Origin of the sequence: Agrococcus jenensis (assembly GCF_003752465.1) — a bacterium.
Lineage (GTDB): Bacteria > Actinomycetota > Actinomycetes > Actinomycetales > Microbacteriaceae > Agrococcus > Agrococcus jenensis.
On sequence record NZ_RKHJ01000001.1, the window covers coordinates 265,158 to 283,792 of the forward strand.

Consider the following 18,635-nt stretch of genomic DNA (forward strand, 5'->3'; position numbering starts at 1 on the left):
GCGCGACGGCTAGACTCGGCCGGACGTGACCTCGACCGTTAGGCCAGCCTCCTCGTGAAGATCCTCCTGACCGGCGGCGCCGGCTTCATCGGCTCGAACTTCGTGCGGATGGCGCTCGAGCACCGCCTGCCCGGGCTCGAGGGCGCGGCGATCACCGTGCTCGACGCCCTCACCTACTCCGGCAACCCGGCGAACCTCGCGTCGGTCGCCGGGCATCCGCGCTACGCGTTCGTGCACGGCGACATCCGCGACATCGGCCTGCTCGACCGCATCATGCCGGGCGTCGACGCCGTCGTGCACCTGGCGGCCGAGAGCCACGTCGACCGATCGGTGCGCGACGCGTCGATCTTCGTCGAGACGAACGTCGTCGGCACCCAGCGGCTGCTCGACGCAGCCCTCCGGCACGACGTGCGGCGCTTCATCCACGTCTCGACCGACGAGGTCTACGGCTCGATCGACGAGGGCGAGTGGACCGAGCAGAGCCCGCTCGAGCCGAACAGCCCCTACTCGGCGTCGAAGGCCGGCAGCGACCTGCTGGCCCGGTCGTACCACCGCACGCACGGCCTCGACGTGCGCATCACGCGCTGCTCGAACAACTACGGGCCCTTCCACTTCCCCGAGAAGCTCGTGCCGCTCTTCGTCACGAACCTCATCGACGGCCTGGGCGTGCCGCTCTACGGCGACGGCGAGCACGTGCGCGACTGGCTGCACGTCGACGACCACTGCCGCGGCATCGCGCTCGTGCTCACCGGCGGACGCCCGGGCGAGGTCTACAACATCGGGGGCGGCACCGAGCTGACGAACCGCCGCCTCACCGAGCTGCTGCTCGAGGCGACCGGGCGCGACTGGTCCGCCGTCGAGCCCGCGGTCGACCGCAAGGGCCACGACCGCCGCTACGCGGTCGACGCGACGAAGATCGCCGACGAGCTGGGCTACGCGCCGCAGGTGCCGTTCGAGCAGGGCATCGCCGACGTCGTGCAGTGGTACCGCGACCACCGCAGCTGGTGGGAGCCGCTCAAGGAGCGGGCGGCGCTGTGAACGGCCGCCTCACGGTGGTGCTCGACGAGGTCGGCGAGCGCAGCCCCACGACCGTCGGCCGCTACGCCGCCGCGCTCACGCACGCGCTCGCCACCACCGCGCCGTCGGGCTTCGACGTCGCCGCGATGTCGGCCAAGGTGAGCGACGGCCGCGAGCAGCGCATCCGCGAGCTGCTCCCCGGTGTCGGCGAGCTGCGGCAGACCGCCATGCCCGCGCGCGAGCTGCGGCAGGCGTGGCTCCACTCGCTCACGACGCTGCCGGTGCGCGGCCTCGTGCACTCGACGAGCCTGCTGGCGCCGATGGTGCGCGAGCCGGAGCCGGGCGACCAGGTGACCGTCACGGTGCACGGCCTGCATCCGCTCTCCGACCGCTCCGAGCGCAAGCAGCGCTGGTTCGACCGCGCGCTGCGGCGGGCGCTCCGCCGCGCCGACGGGATCGTCGTGCCGTCGACCGCCGTCGCAGAGGACCTGCAGCTGCTGCACGACCTCGGCGACCGGGTGCGCGTCGTGCACCCCGCTCCCGTCGTCGCGCAGTCGCTGCCCGCCGATCGGGGCGCCTCGAGCACCCTGACGCTGCCCGACGAGTTCGTGCTCGCGATGACGGCGCCCGGCGCGCGCCGGCAGGCGGAGGCGCTCATCGAGACCGTCGCGAGCTCGTCGATGCCGGATGTGCGGGTCGTGGTGGCGGGGCCCGTCCAGTGGGGCGAGTCGACGCTCGCCGCGATGGCCGTCGAGGCGGGGCTCCCGCCCGGGCGGCTCGTGATGCTGGGCGACCTCGACGCGACGCAGCTCGCGGTCGCGCACCACCGCGCGCTCGCCCACCTGCACGTCTCCGAGCTCGACGCGCTCGGCCTCAGCCTGCTCGACGCCGCGGCGCTCGGCACCGCCACCGTGCATCCCGCCAACCGCTCGCTGCAGGAGATCGCCGGCGACGCGAGCGTGCCGGTCGAGGGCGGCCCGCACGAGCTCGCCGCAGCGCTCGGGCGGCTGCTCGCGGACGACGCGGAGCGCGAGCGTCTCGCGATGCACGCGATGGACCGCGCGCGGGCGTTCACGTGGGAGGCCGCCGCCCAGCAGGTGTGGCGGCTGCACGCGGAGCTGTGACCGTGCGGGTCTCGGTCGCGCTCTGCACCCACCAGGGCGAGCGCTGGATCGAGGCGCAGCTGCGCAGCATCCTCGCGCAGACGGTGCCGGTCGCCGAGATCGTCGTCGGCGACGACGCATCCGCCGACCGCACGCTCGACATCGTGCGGGCGGTCGCCGCCGGGACCGACGTGCCGATCCGCATCCGGCAGCACGCGGTCGCGCTCGGGGTCGCCGGCAACTTCGCGGATGCGATCGCCGCGACCACCGGCGACGTCGTGGCGCTCTCGGACCAGGACGACGTGTGGCACCCGGACCGGCTCGAGCGGCTGCTGCCGCACCTCGACGGCGTCGCGCTCGTGCACTCGGATGCGCGGCTCGTCGACGCCGACGGCGCCCCGCTCGGCTCGACGCTCGCCGACTCGCTCGAGATGAGCGCGTGGGAGCGCGCGGCGATGGCCGACGGCCGCGCCGTCCAGGCGCTCCTGCGGCGCAACCTCGTCACGGGCGCCACCGCGATCGTGCGGCGCGACGCGGCGATGGCGGCGCTCCCGATCCCCGCAGGCTGGATCCACGACGAGTGGCTCGCGATGTGCGCCGCGCTCGGCGGCGGGGTGCGCTTCGTGCCCGAGCAGACGATCGACTACCGGCAGCACGGCGGCAACCAGATCGGCGTGCGCCGGCTCGGGGCCGCCGACAAGCTGCGACGGGTGCTCGAGGCCGACTCCGGGAAGCACTCGCTGAAGGCCGAGCGGGCGACGTCGCTCGCGACCGAGGCGACCCGTCGCGGGCTCGCGAGCGGCGCGGACCTCGAGGCGCTCGTCGAGAAGGCGCGCCACGAGCGCGACCGCGCCGCGCTCCCCCGCCCCCGGCTGCTGCGGCTGCCCGGCGTGCTGCGCGGCGTCGCGGCCGGGCGCTACGGCCGGTTCTCCCGCGGCGCGATCGACGTCGCCCGCGATCTGCTCGAGCAGCACGGCGGCTGACCGCCGCGAGCGCTCCTAGGGCTGGGGCGTCCCGGTCGGCGGCACGATCGCATCGGCCTCGGCGAGCGATGCCTGCACCATCGCGTGGATCTGGTCGAAGTCGGGATCGCCGGTGTTGACGCCGGAGTCCGGTACGAGCTCGAGGTTCGTGATGGGCAGCTGCCGCGTCTGCAGGGCGAGCTCCGACAGCGAGCCGATCATCGACTGCGGCACGTCGGTCTGCACCATGTCCTGGCCCGCGGCGGAGAGCTGCGAGTACTTCGTCAGCAGCGTCTCGGGGGTGAACTGCGAGATCACCGCCTCCTGCACCTGTCGCTGGCGCTCCATGCGCGCGTAGTCGGAGGAGCCGGCGCGGCTGCGGGCGTACCAGAGCGCGTGGTAGCCGTCCATGCGCTGCACGCCCGGCTCGATCCACTCCTCCACGGGGCCGCCCTCGATCGCGATCGGCACGCGGTCCGTGACGGTCAGCTCGACGCCGCCGAGCGCATCCACGAGGTCGGAGAAGCCGTGCATGTCGACGAGCACGAAGAACTGCAGCTCGAGGCCCGTGACGCCCTCGACCGCGTCGCGCGTCGCCTCGATGCCCGGGCTCGAGCCGTTCGCGAGGGCGTCGGGGTAGAGCTCGGGGTGCGCCTCGCCGTAGGTGTACGTGCCGTTGAGGTAGCAGTCGCTCGACTCGCAGTCGAAGCCGTTCGGGTACGGCTCCCACATCGGCGAGCCCTCGGAGAAGGGCGCGTTGCGCAGGTTGCGGGGCACGCCGATCATCGTCGCGGCGCCGGTCTCGGCGTTGACGGTCACGACCGTCATCGAGTCGGCGCGAAGGCCCTGCCGGTCCTCGCCGGCGTCGCCGCCGAGCAGCAGGAACGTGAAGCGGCCGTCGACCGGCTCGACCGCGGGGCGGGCGAAGTCGAACAGGTCGGAGACGAGGCCGCGGGATGCGTCGACGATCGTCGCGCCGTAGCCCGCGAGCGCCGCGGGCGCGATCGTCGCGATGATCGACAGCGCGGCGATGCCCGCGCGGGCGGCGCCCGCGACCTTCGGCAGCCGCGCGAGCCGCAGCGTGTCGAAGCCGAGCACGAGCCAGAGGATCGCGTAGCCGATGAGCAGCGCCTCGATGACGAGCAGCCCGATCGAGTTCGCGACGACGGTGAGCAGCGCGCTGCGCCAGGCGAACCATCCGATCGCGGCGACGAGCAGCAGCACGAGCAGCACGATGGTCGCGCCGATGCCGAAGCGGCCGAGGCGGCGGCTGCCGGCGAGCACCTGGGCGCTGCCGGGCAGCAGGAAGCCGACCCCGACGAGCCACCAGCCGCGACGCTGCATGACCTCCGGGCGCTCGACCGCCGGATGGCGGATCGGTGTGCCGGTCTCCAGCAGCGTCATGCGCCCGCGTCCACGCGGTCGCGGAGCGCCTGCGCCTTGGCGTCGACCTGCTGCTCCAGGTCGGCCGCGAAGGCGTCGAGGCGCTCGGCGACGGCGGGGTCGCTCGAGCCGAGGATGCGTGCGGCGAGGATGCCGGCGTTGCGGCCGCCGCCGATCGAGACGGTGGCGACCGGGATGCCCGCAGGCATCTGCACGATCGAGAGCAGGCTGTCGAGGCCGTCGAGCCGCTCGAGCGGCACCGGCACGCCGATGACGGGCAGGCGCGTCATCGACGCGACCATCCCTGGCAGGTGCGCTGCTCCGCCGGCGCCGGCGATGATGACGCGCACGCCGCGCTCGGCCGCGCCGCGGGCGAAGTCGACCATCTTCTGCGGGGTCCGGTGCGCGGACACGACGTCGACCTCGGAGGCGACGCCGAGCTCATCGAGCGCGACCTTCGCCGCCTCCATGACCCGCCAGTCGGAGTCCGATCCCATGATGATGCTGACCTGCGCAGGCATGGCGTCAAGGGTACGCGCGCCAGCACCCTCCCTCCGACGCCTCGCCGCCGCGCCCCGCCTCGCGCCGCTCCCGGACCCGAGCCGACGGGTGCCGGCGCCCGCCACGGGTGGCGCAGCGGGCCCACCCCGCGCGGGCAGCCGCACCCGTCGCGGGCGGAGCCACCCGGCGCGGGTGCAGGGGCGGCGGGTCAGGCGTCGAAGTGGGCTGCCGCCGCACGGGCGCGATAGGCGACCTCGTCCATGTCGTCGCCGATCGCCGTGACGTGGCCCACCTTGCGGCCGGGGCGCGTCGCCTTCGCGTAGGAGTGCACCTTGACGTCCGGGTGGGAGGCGAGCGCCGACGCGTAGCGGTCGGCCATCGCGCCGGACGCCGGACCGCCGATCACGTTCACCATCACGCTCGCCGGAGCGAGGATGGCCGTCGAACCGAGCGGCAGGTCGAGCACCGCGCGCAGGTGCTGCTCGAACTGGCTCGTCACCGAGCCGTCGATGGTCCAGTGGCCGGAGTTGTGCGGGCGCATCGCGAGCTCGTTCACGAGCACCCGCCCGTCGTCGGTCTCGAACATCTCGACCGCGAGCACGCCGGTGACCTGCAGCCCCTCGGCGATCGAGCGCGCGATGTCGTCGACGAGCGGCTGGATGCGCGACGCGTGCGGCGCCGGCGCGAGCACCTCGGCGCAGATCGAGTCGCGCTGCACCGTCTGCACGAGCGGCCACACGACCGCATCGCCCGAGGGCCGGCGCGCGACGAGCTGCGCGAGCTCGCGCCGGAAGGGCACGAGCTCCTCGACGAGCAGCCGCGGCCCGCCGGAGGCGGCACCGGCGAGCCAGTCGGCCGCCTCCGCCGCGTCGCGGACGACGCGCACGCCCTTGCCGTCGTAGCCGCCGGTGGCCGTCTTCACGACGCCGACGCCGCCGTGGTCGGCGAGGAAGCGCTCGAGGTCCTCCACGCCGTCGACCGGCGCCCAGTCGGGCTGCGGCGCGCCGAGCTCGGCCATGCGCTCGCGCATCGCCCGCTTGTCCTGCGCGAAGCGCAGCGCGTCCGGGCCCGGGTGCACTGCGTGCCCCGCGTCGACGAGCGCGCGCAGCACCTCCTGCGGCACGTGCTCGTGGTCGAAGGTCACGACGTCGACCTCGGCCGCGAACGCGAGCACCGCGTCGACGTCGCGGTAGTCGCCGACGGCCGTCGCCGCGAGCGCCGCCGACATGCCCTCGGCCTCCGCGAGCACGCGCAGCTCGATGCCGAGCTCGACGGCCGCGGGGATCATCATGCGGGCCAGCTGCCCGCCGCCCACCACGCCGACGATCATGCCGCCCGCCCCGCATCCGCTGCGGCGTGCATCGCGGCGCGGCCGCATCCGATCACGGCGATCCTCATGGAGCTCCTTCGTAGCCGGCGCGTCAGCCGCGCGCGATGGTGGTGGCGCCGTCACCGGCGTCGGGGACGACGATGCCGCGGGCACCGAGCTGCTCGGACAGCATCCGCTGCACGAGGGATGCGCTCGGCACGTCGGCGAGGATGACGGCGCGGTCGCCGCCCGTCGACAGCAGCACGTCGCCGGCGCCGAACAGCGCCTGCAGGCCGCGGCGGCGCACCGTCACGTCGTGCACGCGGGAGAGCATCGTCTCGCGCCGCGTGCCGCCGAAGCTGCCGCGGATGATGACGCGCTCGGTGGTGAAGACGAACGCGCGCGAGAGCCACGCGAGCGTGGGCACGAGCGTGAGCAGCCCGGTCACGAGCCCCGCGACGGTCAGCACGGCGACGTTCCAGAGCGGCCAGTCGACCCGGTCGAGCAGGAGCGCGACGAGGCCGGCGCAGCCCCACAGCACGAGCACGGGCACGATCAGCACGCGCGCGTGCGGTCGCATGCGCGCGATCACGCGCTCCTCGCCGGTCGACACGGGACGATCATCTCGCATCAGCGCACGTGCACGACGTCGCCCGCCCGCACGTCGACGATCCTGTCGTCGGCGTCGACCTGCAGCTCGCCGTGCGGGCCGAGGCCGACCGCGCGGCCGACGAGCTCGCCGGCGGGCAGCGCGACGCGCACGTCGCGGCCGATCGTGCTGAGGTTGGCGGCGACCGCCGCGCGCAGCGCCTCGGTGCCGAGCGCCGGCACCAGCCCGCCGAGCGAGCGCAGCACCCCGCACAGGATCGCGTCGGCGAGCACGGGCGCGGAGCCCTCGGCGCCCTCGAGCGTGAGCGAGGTCGCCTGCGCCGTCGGCAGCTCCGCGGCGCTGAGCGTGAGGTTCACGCCGAAGCCGACCGCGACGCCGGTCCTGCGGCGCTCGCACAGGATGCCGGCGACCTTCTTGCCCTCGACGAGCACGTCGTTGGGCCACTTCAGGGATGCGCGGTCGGCAACGAGCGGGTCGAGCGCGTCGGCGAGCGCGAGGCCGGCGGCGAGCGGCAGCCAGCCGATCGCCTCCTCGCTCAGCCGCTTCGTGCGCACGAGCACGGTCGCCGCGAGGCACTTGCCGGCGGGCGAGACCCACTCGCGGCCGAGGCGGCCACGGCCGGCCCGCTGGTCGAGGGTCGCCCAGGTCGTGAGGTGCTCGGCGCGCTCGTCGACGGCGTCGAAGGTCGAGCCGACCGTGCCGAGCTCGATGACCGTGCCGGCACTCGACGCGCCTGGGAAGAGCATGGCTCCAGCCTAGGACGAGGGGCGCCTCGCGGCGGCCGCAGATGGAGAGGATCACCACCGGAGCCCGGCAGCACGCTGTGGGAGTCCACAAAGGCCGGGCATGGGGCGCCGTCTAGAGTGGCATCCGTGACCGACGAGACCACTGCTGCTGCGCCCATGTCGACGACGGCCGAGCGGATCGACGACCTCCGCCTGCGGCACCGCGAGGCGGTGACCGACAAGGAGGCGAAGGCCAAGCAGCGGCAGGGCGCGAAGGGCAAGAAGACCGCCCGCGAGCGCATCGAGCAGTTCGTCGACAAGGGCTCGTTCGTCGAGTTCGACGCCTACGTGCGGCACCGCACGACGGCGTTCGGCATGGAGGGCAACCGCCCCTACGGCGACGCGGTGGTGACCGGCATCGGCACCGTCCACGGCCGGCGCGTGGCGGTCTACGCCCAGGACTTCACCACCTTCGGCGGCTCGCTCGGCGAGGTCGCCGGCGAGAAGATCATCAAGATCCAGGACTACGCGATGAAGGTGGGCGTGCCCATCGTCGGCATGCTCGACTCCGGCGGCGCACGCATCCAGGAGGGCGTGGTCGCGCTCGGCAAGTACGGCGAGATCTTCAAGCGCAACACCGCCGCCTCGGGCGTGATCCCGCAGATCTCGATCGTGATGGGCCCGGCCGCCGGCGGCGCCGTCTACTCCCCCGCGCTCACCGACTTCGTGATCATGGTCGACAAGTCGAGCCACATGTTCGTCACCGGCCCCGACGTCATCAAGACGGTCACGGGCGAGGAAGTCGGCTTCGAGGAGCTCGGCGGGGGCCGCACCCACAACACGGTGTCGGGCGTGAGCCACTACCTCGCCGCCGACGAGGACGACGCCCTCGACTACGTGCGCGCGCTGCTGGCCTACCTGCCCGACAACAACCAGTCGGAGGTGCCCGCCTACGACCACGCGGCGGAGCGCGTCGTCAACGACAGCGACCGGCGCCTCAACACGATCATCCCCGACTCGCCGAATCAGCCCTACGACGTGCTGGGCATCATCGAGACGCTCATGGACGACCGCGAGTTCCTCGAGGTGCAGCCGCTGTACGCGCCGAACATCGTTATCGGCTTCGGCCGGCTCGAGGGTCGGACGATCGGCGTGATCGCGAACCAGCCGAAGCAGATGGCGGGCACGCTCAACATCGAGGCCGGCGAGAAGGCCGCGCGCTTCGTGCGCTTCTGCGACTCGTTCTCGATCCCGATCCTCACCGTCGTCGACGTGCCCGGCTACCTGCCCGGCACCGACCAGGAGTGGTCGGGCGTCATCCGCCGCGGCGCGAAGCTGCTCTACGCCTACGCCGAGGCGACCGTGCCGATGGTGACCGTCATCACGCGGAAGGCCTACGGCGGCGCCTACATCGTCATGGGCTCGAAGCAGCTCGGCGCCGACATCAACGTCGCGTGGCCGTCGGCCGAGATCGCGGTGATGGGCGGCCAGGGCGCGGTGAACATCCTCTACCGCAACGAGATCCGCGACGCCGAGGCCGCCGGCCACGACGTGGCGGAGGTGCGCAAGCGCCTCGCGAGCGAGTACACCTACAACGTCGCCTCGCCGTTCCTCGCCGCCGAGCGCGGCGAGCTCGACGGGATCATCGAGCCTGCCGAGACGCGCGTCATGATCACGCGCGCCTTCCGCGCGCTGCGCACGAAGCGCGTGCAGCGCCCCGAGAAGAAGCACGGGAACATCCCCCTGTGAGCGACCCCGACGCATCCGAGCCCATCATGACCGTGGTGGGCGGCTCGCCCACCGACGAGGAGCGCGCGGCGGTCGAGGCCGTGCTGCTCGGCATGGCCGAGGAGTGGGCCGAGACGAAGCACCGGCGCGTGCTCGACACCGAGAGCGAGTGGCAGTCGCGGGCTCGCACCGACACCGGGCGCGGCGCGCGCCGCTGAGCACCGAACCCGCCGGGCGCCACCCGGCGACCCCAGGCGGCCTCCCGGCACCCCGCGGCTAGCATCGCCCCCATGGTGAGGCTGCGAAAGGCACGTCCGCGATCGGATGCCGGCATCCGTCGACGCAGGTCGGGGCGCGGCTGGTCGTACCGGCACGACGACGGGCGGCCGGTCTCGCGCGAGGAGCGCGAGCGCGCCGAGTCGCTCGCGGTGCCGCCCGCCTGGAAGGACGTCTGGATCGCCGCCGACCCGCTCGCGCACATCCAGGCCATCGGCGTCGACGACGCCGGCCGCACGCAGTACCGCTACCACCCGCACTGGCGCGAGCGCCGCGACCGCGCGAAGCACGAGCGCGCCCTCAGCCTCGCCGAGGCGCTGCCGGCGATGCGACGGCGGGTCACGCTGGACCTCGAGCGCGAAGGGCTCCCGCGCGAGCGCGTGCTCGCGGCCGCGCTGCGCATGCTCGACACCGTGGCGATCCGCGCGGGCGGCGACACCTACGCCGAGGAGCGCGGGTCGCGGGGGCTCATGACGCTGCTGTGCCGGCACGCGACCGTCACGGGCGACTCGGTGCGGCTGCGCTTCCCGGCGAAGTCGGGGCAGCGCTTCGACGTCACGATCGAGGACGCGGCGCTCGCGCGCTGCGTCGAGGAGCTCATGGCGGGGCGCTCCCGCACGTCCCGCCTGCTCGCCTTCCGCGACGCCGACGGCATGCATCCGCTCCGCGACGTCGACCTCAACGACGCGGTGCGCGAGGCGACCGGCGGCGAGTTCACCGCGAAGGACTTCCGCACCCTGCACGGCACGATCGTGGCAGCCGTCGCGCTCGCCCGCGCCCGCGACATCGGCACGAAGACCGCCAGGGCGCGCGCGGTGCGCGCCGCGGTCGTCGAGGTGTCGCAGGCGCTCGGCAACACGCCGTCGGTCGCCCGGGCGAGCTACATCGACCCGGAGGTCTTCGCGCGCTTCGAGGCGGGCGCCACGATCGGGCTCACCGGCTCGCGCGAGCGCGCGCTGCTCGACCTGCTGCGCTAGTCCTGCAGCAGCGGCGCGATCGCGTCGGCGACGACCTGCTGGCGCATCGTCGACGCCGCCGCGCCCATGTGGGTGCGGTCGACCCACGTCGGCACGCCCTGCAAGATGCTCGGGCACGTGCCGGTCTCCGGGTCGCAGAACCAGCCGAGCGTGTCGACCACGGCGACCCCGCCGGCCTCGAGCCCGGCGTCGAGCGTCTCGTGGCGAGCGATCTGCGCGTCCTGCAGCGCGATCGCGCAGGCGTCGAGCGACGTGCCGGCGGCGTGCGCCTCGATGCAGGCAGCCGGCTCGGGTCCGGGCGGCGGGCTGTCGAGCCAGAGCGTGCGGATGCCGAGCGCGTGCAGCTGCTCGGCGTACGCGAGCGTGCCGGCCGCGAGCTGGTCGCCGGTGTCGGCGGCGCGGTCCTCGTAGCCCTCGCCGACCCACCAGGCGCCGTAGCTGATGATGACGAGCTCGGGGAGCCGCTGCGCGGCCAGCTCGAGCACGGTGCTGGCGTGCGCATCGCACACGCGCATGAAGCCGCCGATCTGCTGCTCGACGGCCGGCCCGCTCGAGAACGGGCACATCTCACGGCCGAGCAGCTGCACGTCGGCGGAGCCGCCGAGCGCGCCGCGCACCGCGGGCGACCAGGTGACGGCCTGCGAGTCGCCGACGATCCACACCTCGCGGTCGCTCTCGGAGTCGTCGAAGCGGCACTGCGCCTGCTGGTCGGGGCCGACGGTGAGGCAGTCGTCGACGAGCCACTCGGCCGAGCGGCCGTCCTCCCCGACGACGGTGCCGGGCGAGGGCGCCGACGGGGTCGCCACGGCCTCTGCGATCCAGCGGGCGAGCTCGTCGTCGTCGGCGGCGACCGGGTTCGTCGCCGCAGCCTCCGCGACCGCCGCGCGCTGCAGGACCGGTGCGACGACGATGCCGACGGCGCTGATCGCGGCGACGACCGGCAGCGCGTACGCGAGCAGGGGTCGGCCGCGCGCCGGGCGCGCCGTGGGTGCCGCCGCCTCGACGCGGCGCCTGCTCGGGCGGTGCAGCAGCGCGATGAGGCGGTAGGAGCCGTAGGAGAGCCCGATCGAGAGCGCCAGGATCGCGGCGCCCTCGAGCGCGTCGATCTCGAACCCGGCGGTCGGGAAGAAGGCGATGAAGCCCTTGAGCACCGGCCAGTGCCAGAGGTAGAGCCCGTAGGAGATGCCGCCGAGCCAGACGAGCGGCTGCAGGCGCAGCAGCCGCGTCACCGGCGCACTCTGGTCGCCCTCGCCCGCGAGCAGGATGAGCAGCGCGCCGGCGACCGGCCAGAGCGTGACCCAGCCGGGCTGCTGCCACTCGGGCGGCAGCAGGCCGGCGGTGAGCACGAGCGCGAGCCCGACGACGCCCATGAGGATGCGGGCGACGCGGTGCAGCGGGATGCGCGTGATCACGAGCGCGGCGAAGCCGCCCAGCGCGAGCTCCCACGTGCGCGCGAAGGTGTCGTAGTAGGTCGGGACCGGGTCGATCGACAGCTGCACGAGCGCGAAGACGAACGACGCGACGGCGGCCGCGCCGAGGACGACGCCGAACCACAGGCGCGCGTCTCGCATCCGCGTCGCCTTCGCCACGAGCGCGAACAGGCCGGCCGCGATGATGCACATCGCCGTGAACTGGCCCTGCGCCCCCATCGCCCAGAAGTGCTGGAACGCCGACTTGTCGTGACCCGCGGCGACGTAGTCGGTCGCGTCGGCCGCGAGCCGCCAGTTCTCCCAGTAGGTGGCGGAGGCCAGGATGTCGGTCATCACGCGGTCGATGCCGAGCGGACCGGAGAAGACGAGCGCGATCGTGCCGACGACGACGAGCACGATCACCGCCATCGGGAACAGCCGCTGCGCGGTGCGCCAGAGCGTCTTCGGCACGTGCACGCCGCCGGTGCGCTCGAGCTCGCGCATGAGGCTCATCGCGAGCAGGTAGCCGCCGATCGCGAAGAAGACGTCGACGCCGCCGGAGACGTTGCCGAACCAGATGTGGTAGCTCGCGACGAGCAGGGAGGCGATGGCGCGGAGACCCTGGATGTCGAGCCTGCGATCCTTCGACTGCGCTGCCATGGCCCCTTGGTGTCCGGTGATGGGATGCGTCGGCGCGGGCGCGCGCCGAGGAGCCATCCTACCGGGGGCCGCACCGGCGGCCGATTCCCTGCCCGGGGAGAGCCGCGCGCGCTAGCGTGCGCACATGCACGCGATCGTCTCCGGCGCCGGTGTCGCCGGGCTCGCGCTGGCGGGCAGGCTGGCGCTCGACGGGTGGACCGTCGACGTCGTCGAGCGCGCCCGCGCGCCGCGCGCATCCGGCTACCTCATCGACTTCTTCGGGCAGGGCTTCGCGGCGGCGGAGCGGCTCGGGCTGCTGCCCGCGCTCCGCGCTCGCGCCGAGTGGTACGGCGAGCTGCGGTCGGTCGACGCCGCCGGCCGCGTGCGCGGCAGGCTGCCGATGTCGGTCGTCGAGCAGGCGGTCGCCGGGCGCTACCTCACCATCCTGCGCCCGCAGATCGTCGAGGCGCTGGAGTCGTCGCTGCCCGAGGGCGTGCGGATGCGCTGGAGCGTGCAGATCGAGACCGCGCACGACGACGGCACCCGCGTGCAGGTGCTGCTCTCGGACGGCGAGCGGCTCGACGCCGACGTGCTCGTCGGCGCCGACGGCGTCGGCTCGCGGGTGCGCCGACTGCTCTGGGGGCCGCACGAGCAGTTCGTGCGCCCGCTCGGCGACCTGCTCGCGGTCGCGTGGATCGGCGAGGACGCCGAGCTCTCCGCCGACCTGAGCGGCCGGGTCGCGATGCAGGTCGAGCTCGACCGGCAGCTCGTGATGGCGCCGCTCGGCGCGTCGGGCGTGACCGGCTTCGCGGTGCTGCGCGGCGTGACGCCCGCGCAGGCGCGCGCGTCGATCGCCGGCATGGGCGCGCTCGGCCGCCGCGCGCTGCGCGGCATCCGTGAGCCCTACGTCGACCACGTCGCGCAGACGGTCGTCGAGCCCTGGGTGCGGGGACGCGTCGTGCTGCTCGGCGACGCGTGCGCGGCCGTCTCGCTCGTGGCCGGCCAGGGCGCATCCCTCGCGATCGCCGGCGCGGAGCGGCTCGCGGAGGAGCTGGCGTGGGCGCGGCATCCGAGCGACGTGACCGCGGGGCTCGCGGCCTACGAGCGCGACTGGCGGCCGATCGTCGAGCGGGAGCAGGCGCGGGGCCGACGCGTGCAGGCGACGTTCGCCCCGCACACGCGCATCGAGCTCGAGGGCAACCGCGCGATGTGGCGGGCAGCGGCGATCCCCGGCGTCGCGCACCTCGTGGCGCGCGCTGCCGGCGGGGTCACGAAGGCGAGCTGAGGCGGCTAGCGGCGGAAGGACGCCACCGCCTCGACGTGGTGCGTGTGCGGGAACAGGTCGAACGCCTCGAGCGACTCCACCTGCCAGCCGGCCTCGCCGAGCAGCTTCGCGTCGCGCGCGAGCGCGACCGGGTCGCACGCGACGTAGACGATCTGGCCCGGCTCGAGGCCGACGACCTGCTCGATGACCTCGCGGCCGGCGCCCGCGCGCGGCGGGTCGAGCACGACGAGCCCGCGCGACAGGCGCTCGCGCTCGGCGCGGCTCGCGCGCTGGCCGAGCTCGCGCAGCCAGCGGTCGACCTTGCCGGTCTCGGCGCTCGCGCCGAGCCACTCCGCGAGGTTCTCGCTCGCGTGATCGGTCGCGACCTCGTCGGCCTCGACGCTCGTGACCCGCGTGCGCTCCCCAAGCGCCTCCGCGACGGTGGCCGCGAAGAGGCCGACGCCGCCGTAGAGGTCGAGGCTCCACCCGCCCGCGTCGACGCGGTCGGTGTCGATCGCGCGACGCACGGCGTCGGTGAGCACGGCGGGCGCCTCGCGGTGCACCTGCCAGAACCCCGAGCGGTCGAGCTGGAACTCGCGCCCGCCGACCGTCTCGACGATCGTGTCGGTGCGCCCGCGCTCCGGCTCGCCCTCCATCGCGATCACGTCGACCTCGCCCTCGCTCCACTCGACGTAGTCGACGGCCGTGACGCGCGGCAGCCGCTGGTCGAGCTGCGCGGAGCGCTGGATGCCCTCGGTCGCGAGCGGCAGGCTCGTCACCGGCACGACCTCGTGGCTGCGCGGGGCGAACGGCCCCTGGCGGCCGCGGTCGTCGACGTGCAGGCGCACGCGCGTGCGCCAGGCCAGGCCGCCCCGCGCGTCGTCGCCCGGCGCCGCGGCGACCGGCACCTCGCGCTGCATGCCGCCGGTGCGCTCGAGCGCGTCCTCGATGACGCGCTGCTTGAGCTGCCGCTGGCGCGGCAGGGCGATGTGCCCGAGCTCGGCCCCGCCGGCGCGCTCGAGCGGCGCCCGGTCGATGGATGCCTCGGCCCACACGTGCGGCACCCGGTCGGGGCTCGCCTCGACGACGCCGAGCGCGACAGCGGTCGCGAACGACTTCTTCACCTCGACGACCTGCGCGCGCACGGTCTCGCCGGGGATCGTGTCGGGCACGAACACGACGCGCCCCTCGTGCCGGCCGACGAAGCGGCCGCCGTGGGCGACGTTGTCGATCGTGAGCTCGACGATCTGGCCGGGCTCGACCAGGCCTCGGGGCGTGTGGGGTGCGGACATGCGTCCATCCTCCCATCGACCTCCGGCATCCACGCCGACGCGACGGGGCCGCTAGCCCATGACGGAGCGCACGGAGGCGGCGATCGTCTCGGCGGAGGCGTGCAGCCGTGCGAGCTCGTGCTCCTCCATCGGCACCTCGAGCACGCGCTCGATGCCGCCGCGCCCGACGATCGTGGGCAGCGACAGCGCGAGGCCCGAGAGCCCGTGCTGACCGGCGAGGATGCTCGAGACGGGCAGCACGGCGCGCTCGTCGCGCAGGATCGCCTCGACGATGCGGGCGCTCGAGACGCCGATGGCGCTCGAGGTGGCCCCCTTGCCCTCGATGATCCGGTAGGCGGCGTGCACGACCTCGTCCGCGATCCGGTCGAGGTCGGCGCCCGTGAACCGCACCCGGTCGTCCTCCATCCACTCCCGCACGAGCATCGGCCCGATCTTCGCCCGGGACCAGAGCGGGAACTCGCTGTCGCCGTGCTCGCCGATCATGAGCGCGTGGACGCTGCGGGGGTCCACCTGCACGAGCTCCGACAGCCTCCACCGCAGCCGCGAGGAGTCCAGCACGGTGCCGGAGGAGAGCACCCGAGCGGGATCGAGCCCGCCCTCCCGCTGGGCGACGACCGTCAGCACGTCGCACGGGTTCGTCACGAGCACGACGATCGCGTCGGGTGCGTGCTCCCGGATGCCCGGCAGCACCGACTTGAGGATGTCCGCGTTGCGCGCCGCGAGCGCCAGCCGCGGCTCGCCGGGCTGCTGCTTCGCGCCTGCGGTGATGACGACGACGTCGCTGCCCTCCATCACGCGGGGGTCGGCGCCTCCCTCGACGTGCTTCGACGCCAGGAACTGCGTGCCGTGCGCCAGGTCGAGCACCTCCGCCTCGACCTTGGCGGCGTTCAGGTCGTGCAGCGCAACGACGTCCGCCGAGCCGCGGATGAGCGCCGCGTAGGCGATCGCGACGCCGACGCCGCCCGCTCCGATCACCGACAGCTTCGAGGGACGGGCAGGGCCGGGGATCGCGTGCATGCCCCGACGCTAGGCGCGGGCGGGCTGCACGCGCCAGGGAGACCGCGTCAGGGCGACACCCACTGCGTGGTCGGCCAGGTGATGCTCGACAGCCTCGCCTGCCCCGCGACCGAGGGGTGGAAGTAGTCGCGCGTCGAGATGTCGGCCCTGGCGAAGGCGTATCCCGCCACGGCACCGCCGTCGAAGCGGCAGCTCGCGACCGCCGAGCACGCGTCGCGCAGCGCGATGTTGTACTCGTCCACGCGCTGCTGCACGGCAGCGCGTCGCTGGACGTCCGCCGGCTGCGTGCTGCTCGGGTTGGCGAGCATCGACTGGCAGATGCGGAGCAGGCTCCACGTGAACCGAGCGCTGCTGCTCGCGCGGTTGACCTCGTAGAGGCGCTGCAGGCTCGGGATGCTGGCGACGAAGATCTGCGGTGCAGCAGCGCTCGCGCCGAGCGCGGCGAGCGCGGCCGCCACGTTGGCCTTGAAGGTCGTCGTGGGCGTCATCTCGGCGACCGTGCGGGTGCAGGCGTCGTTCGCGCCGATCTCGATGGTGACGTACTGGGCGCCCTGCCGCACCGCCTGCTGCGCCTGCGTCGTGAGCGCGGCGGAGCGCGAGCCGGAGACCGCGTCGTTGAAGGCGACCAGGTCGGTGGCGCCGGCGGCTCGAAGCCGCAGCAGGTGCGAGCCGACGGTCGTGCTGGAGCCGGTCGCCCAGCTGTTCTGGGCGCAGCCGGACCAGCTGCTGCACGACGACACCCCGAGCGTGATCGAGTCACCGAGGGCCGCCATGCGCGTGACCTGGGACGGCGGAGGAGCCGTGGCCTGGGCGGCGGTCGTCGAGACCACCGAGCCCGAGAGGATGAGCGCTGCCGCGGCGACGGCGGCGAGCAGGTGACGGGTGCTGCGACGGATGCCCATGTCGGGCTCCTTCCGGTGGCGCGGTGTGCGCGAACCGTACACCCGGGGGTCGGCGGCGACAACGCACGTCCTGCGCGGTCGTCGCCGAGCGCTGACGCCTGGGAGGGAACCGGAGCGCGCGGTGCGAGGATCATCGCGTGCAGCTCATCCTCGCCTCCGCATCGCCCGCCCGGCTCGCGCTGCTGCGCCAGGCGGGCATCGAGCCCGTCGTCGCGCCGACCGACCTCGACGAGGAGCTGCTCGTCGCGGCGCACGAGGCCGACCACGGCCCGCTCACGCCGCAGGAGTACGTGCTGCTGCTCGCTCGCGCGAAGGCCGAGGCGCTGCTCGACCAGGACCCGCTGACGGCATTCGACGGCCTCGTGCTCGGGGGCGACTCGTCGCTCGAGCTCGACGGTGCGATGCTCGGCAAGCCCCACACCCCCGAGCGGGCGCGCGAGCGCTGGCTCGCGCAGCGCGGCAGGTCGGCGACGCTGCACTCCGGCCACTGGATGCTGCGGGTGCGGCACGGCAGGATCGGCGACTCCGCGGGCGTCGCGACCGCGACCCACCTCGACTTCTCGCCCGACATCGACGACGCCGAGATCGACGCGTACGTCGCCACCGGTGAGCCGCTCGAGGTGGCGGGCGCCTTCACGATCGACGGCCGCGGCGCCGCCTTCATCGACCGCATCGACGGCGACCCGTCGACGGTGATCGGCATGAGCATCCCGGCCGTCCGCCGGCTCGCGCGCGAGCTCGGCGTCGGCTGGCCGGCACTGACCACGACGGAGGGATGACGATGGCGAGCAGCGCACGAGCGATGTGGGTCTGGGTGCACGAGGCCGCCCCGCCCGACCCCGCGGCCGTCGCGGCGTTCGCCGCGCAGCAGCGCGTCACCGAGGCGTTCGTCAGCGTCCCGTGGGGCGGGCCGACCGCAGCGACCCACCAGTGCGTGGCGGCGCTGCGCGGCAAGGGCGTGCGGGTGTCGGCGCTCGGCGGCGACCCCTCCTGGACCACGGGCACGGATGCCATCACCTGGATGCAGCGCGCGACCGCCGCCTGGCTGTTCGACGGCGTGCACCTGGACATCGAGCCGTGGACGCGGCGCGACTGGCCGGGCCGCGAGCAGGAGCTGCTCGCCGGGCTCGAGCGCACCGTCAAGGACGTCGCTGCGCGCACGGCGCTCCCGGTCGAGGTCGACCTCTCCCCCTGGCTCGCCGACGTGCACCCGGCCGCCTTCGCGGCGATCGTCCGTCGCGCGGACGCGGTCGGGCTCATGGCATACCGTGACCGCGCGACCGACATCCTCGCGGGCAGCGCGAGCGCCCGACGGCTCATCGCCGAGGCGCGGAAGCCCTACCGGATCGGCGTCGACACGTTCCCCGTGCCCGAGCCTCGCGAGACGTTCGCCGACGACGGCCGCGCCGTGCTCGAGCGGGAGCTCGCGGCGGTCGCCGCGCAGCTCGCCGGCGACCCGCGGTTCGCGGGGGTCGCGGTGCACGACCACCAGTACTGGAGCGCCCTGCCCGCCTGAGCCGG

General features: G+C 74.2%; 18 protein-coding genes. 9 read left to right on the forward strand and 9 right to left on the reverse strand.

The window, feature by feature from the left end; translation table 11 throughout:
• Positions 1-54: 54 nt before the first annotated feature.
• The 3 genes from rfbB to EDD26_RS01335 are packed head-to-tail and all read left to right on the forward strand — an operon-like array spanning position 55 to position 3,103.
• On the forward strand, positions 55-1,038 hold the full coding sequence (rfbB, locus tag EDD26_RS01325) for a dTDP-glucose 4,6-dehydratase (protein WP_123696066.1): 984 nt from the start codon (positions 55-57) through the stop codon (positions 1,036-1,038).
• Complete coding sequence (locus EDD26_RS01330; protein WP_170165485.1) at positions 1,035-2,141, forward strand: glycosyltransferase family protein; 1,107 nt, start codon at positions 1,035-1,037, stop codon at positions 2,139-2,141. Before rfbB ends, EDD26_RS01330 begins: the two co-directional genes overlap by 4 nt.
• A complete protein-coding gene (locus EDD26_RS01335) occupies positions 2,138-3,103 on the forward strand; it encodes a glycosyltransferase family 2 protein (RefSeq protein WP_170165486.1) in 966 nt (321 codons plus the stop codon). Before EDD26_RS01330 ends, EDD26_RS01335 begins: the two co-directional genes overlap by 4 nt.
• A 15-nt stretch (positions 3,104-3,118) precedes the next feature.
• On the opposite strand, the gene EDD26_RS01340 is transcribed toward EDD26_RS01335, so the two are convergent.
• The 5 genes from EDD26_RS01340 to EDD26_RS01360 all read right to left on the reverse strand — a co-directional run bounded on the left by EDD26_RS01340 (position 3,119) and on the right by EDD26_RS01360 (position 7,631).
• Complete coding sequence (locus EDD26_RS01340) at positions 3,119-4,486, reverse strand: LCP family protein (RefSeq protein WP_123696069.1); 1,368 nt, start codon at positions 4,484-4,486, stop codon at positions 3,119-3,121.
• Complete coding sequence (purE, locus tag EDD26_RS01345) at positions 4,483-4,986, reverse strand: 5-(carboxyamino)imidazole ribonucleotide mutase (RefSeq protein WP_123696070.1); 504 nt, start codon at positions 4,984-4,986, stop codon at positions 4,483-4,485. Before purE ends, EDD26_RS01340 begins: the two co-directional genes overlap by 4 nt.
• Before the next feature lie 188 nt (positions 4,987-5,174).
• On the reverse strand, positions 5,175-6,296 hold the full coding sequence (locus EDD26_RS01350; RefSeq protein WP_123698377.1) for a 5-(carboxyamino)imidazole ribonucleotide synthase: 1,122 nt from the start codon (positions 6,294-6,296) through the stop codon (positions 5,175-5,177).
• A 91-nt stretch (positions 6,297-6,387) separates the two neighbouring features.
• A complete protein-coding gene (locus EDD26_RS01355; protein WP_170165487.1) occupies positions 6,388-6,888 on the reverse strand; it encodes a PH domain-containing protein in 501 nt (166 codons plus the stop codon).
• A gap of 17 nt (positions 6,889-6,905) precedes the next feature.
• Entirely contained in the window at positions 6,906-7,631 is a 726-nt protein-coding gene (locus tag EDD26_RS01360) for a biotin--[acetyl-CoA-carboxylase] ligase (RefSeq protein WP_123696072.1), read from the reverse strand.
• A gap of 156 nt (positions 7,632-7,787) precedes the next feature.
• Here EDD26_RS01360 and EDD26_RS01365 point away from each other — a divergent pair, with 156 nt between their 5' ends.
• From EDD26_RS01365 to EDD26_RS01375, 3 genes are all read left to right on the forward strand, one after another.
• A complete protein-coding gene (locus EDD26_RS01365) occupies positions 7,788-9,359 on the forward strand; it encodes an acyl-CoA carboxylase subunit beta (RefSeq protein WP_123696073.1) in 1,572 nt (523 codons plus the stop codon).
• On the forward strand, positions 9,356-9,556 hold the full coding sequence (locus tag EDD26_RS01370; protein WP_123696074.1) for an acyl-CoA carboxylase subunit epsilon: 201 nt from the start codon (positions 9,356-9,358) through the stop codon (positions 9,554-9,556). The genes EDD26_RS01365 and EDD26_RS01370 overlap by 4 nt, the downstream gene beginning before the upstream one ends.
• A 72-nt stretch (positions 9,557-9,628) precedes the next feature.
• Positions 9,629-10,591, forward strand: coding sequence for a DNA topoisomerase IB (locus tag EDD26_RS01375; protein ID WP_123696075.1), 963 nt, complete (start codon positions 9,629-9,631; stop codon positions 10,589-10,591).
• Here EDD26_RS01375 and EDD26_RS01380 read toward each other — a convergent pair.
• Complete coding sequence (locus EDD26_RS01380; protein ID WP_170165488.1) at positions 10,588-12,660, reverse strand: acyltransferase family protein; 2,073 nt, start codon at positions 12,658-12,660, stop codon at positions 10,588-10,590. The two genes, EDD26_RS01375 and EDD26_RS01380, sit on opposite strands and share 4 nt — an antisense overlap.
• Positions 12,661-12,784: 124 nt before the next feature.
• Between EDD26_RS01380 and EDD26_RS01385 the strand changes: the two genes are divergently transcribed.
• A complete protein-coding gene (locus tag EDD26_RS01385) occupies positions 12,785-13,924 on the forward strand; it encodes an FAD-dependent monooxygenase (protein ID WP_123696077.1) in 1,140 nt (379 codons plus the stop codon).
• 5 nt (positions 13,925-13,929) lie between these two features.
• On the opposite strand, the gene EDD26_RS01390 is transcribed toward EDD26_RS01385, so the two are convergent.
• The 3 genes from EDD26_RS01390 to EDD26_RS01400 are packed head-to-tail and all read right to left on the reverse strand — an operon-like array spanning position 13,930 to position 17,114.
• Positions 13,930-15,195 carry a class I SAM-dependent RNA methyltransferase gene (locus EDD26_RS01390; RefSeq protein ID WP_123696078.1) on the reverse strand — a complete coding sequence of 422 codons (1,266 nt, stop codon included), beginning with the start codon at positions 15,193-15,195 and terminating at the stop codon, positions 13,930-13,932.
• A gap of 51 nt (positions 15,196-15,246) precedes the next feature.
• Positions 15,247-16,212 carry an L-lactate dehydrogenase gene (locus tag EDD26_RS01395; RefSeq protein WP_123696079.1) on the reverse strand — a complete coding sequence of 322 codons (966 nt, stop codon included), beginning with the start codon at positions 16,210-16,212 and terminating at the stop codon, positions 15,247-15,249.
• 47 nt (positions 16,213-16,259) lie between these two features.
• Entirely contained in the window at positions 16,260-17,114 is an 855-nt protein-coding gene (locus tag EDD26_RS01400; protein WP_123696080.1) for a GDSL-type esterase/lipase family protein, read from the reverse strand.
• Positions 17,115-17,251: 137 nt separating this feature from the next.
• On the opposite strand from EDD26_RS01400, the gene EDD26_RS01405 reads away from it, so the two are divergent.
• Positions 17,252-17,893, forward strand: coding sequence for a Maf family protein (locus EDD26_RS01405; RefSeq protein WP_123696081.1), 642 nt, complete (start codon positions 17,252-17,254; stop codon positions 17,891-17,893).
• 2 nt (positions 17,894-17,895) lie between these two features.
• A complete protein-coding gene (locus EDD26_RS01410; RefSeq protein ID WP_148058667.1) occupies positions 17,896-18,630 on the forward strand; it encodes a hypothetical protein in 735 nt (244 codons plus the stop codon).
• Positions 18,631-18,635: the final 5 nt, after the last annotated feature.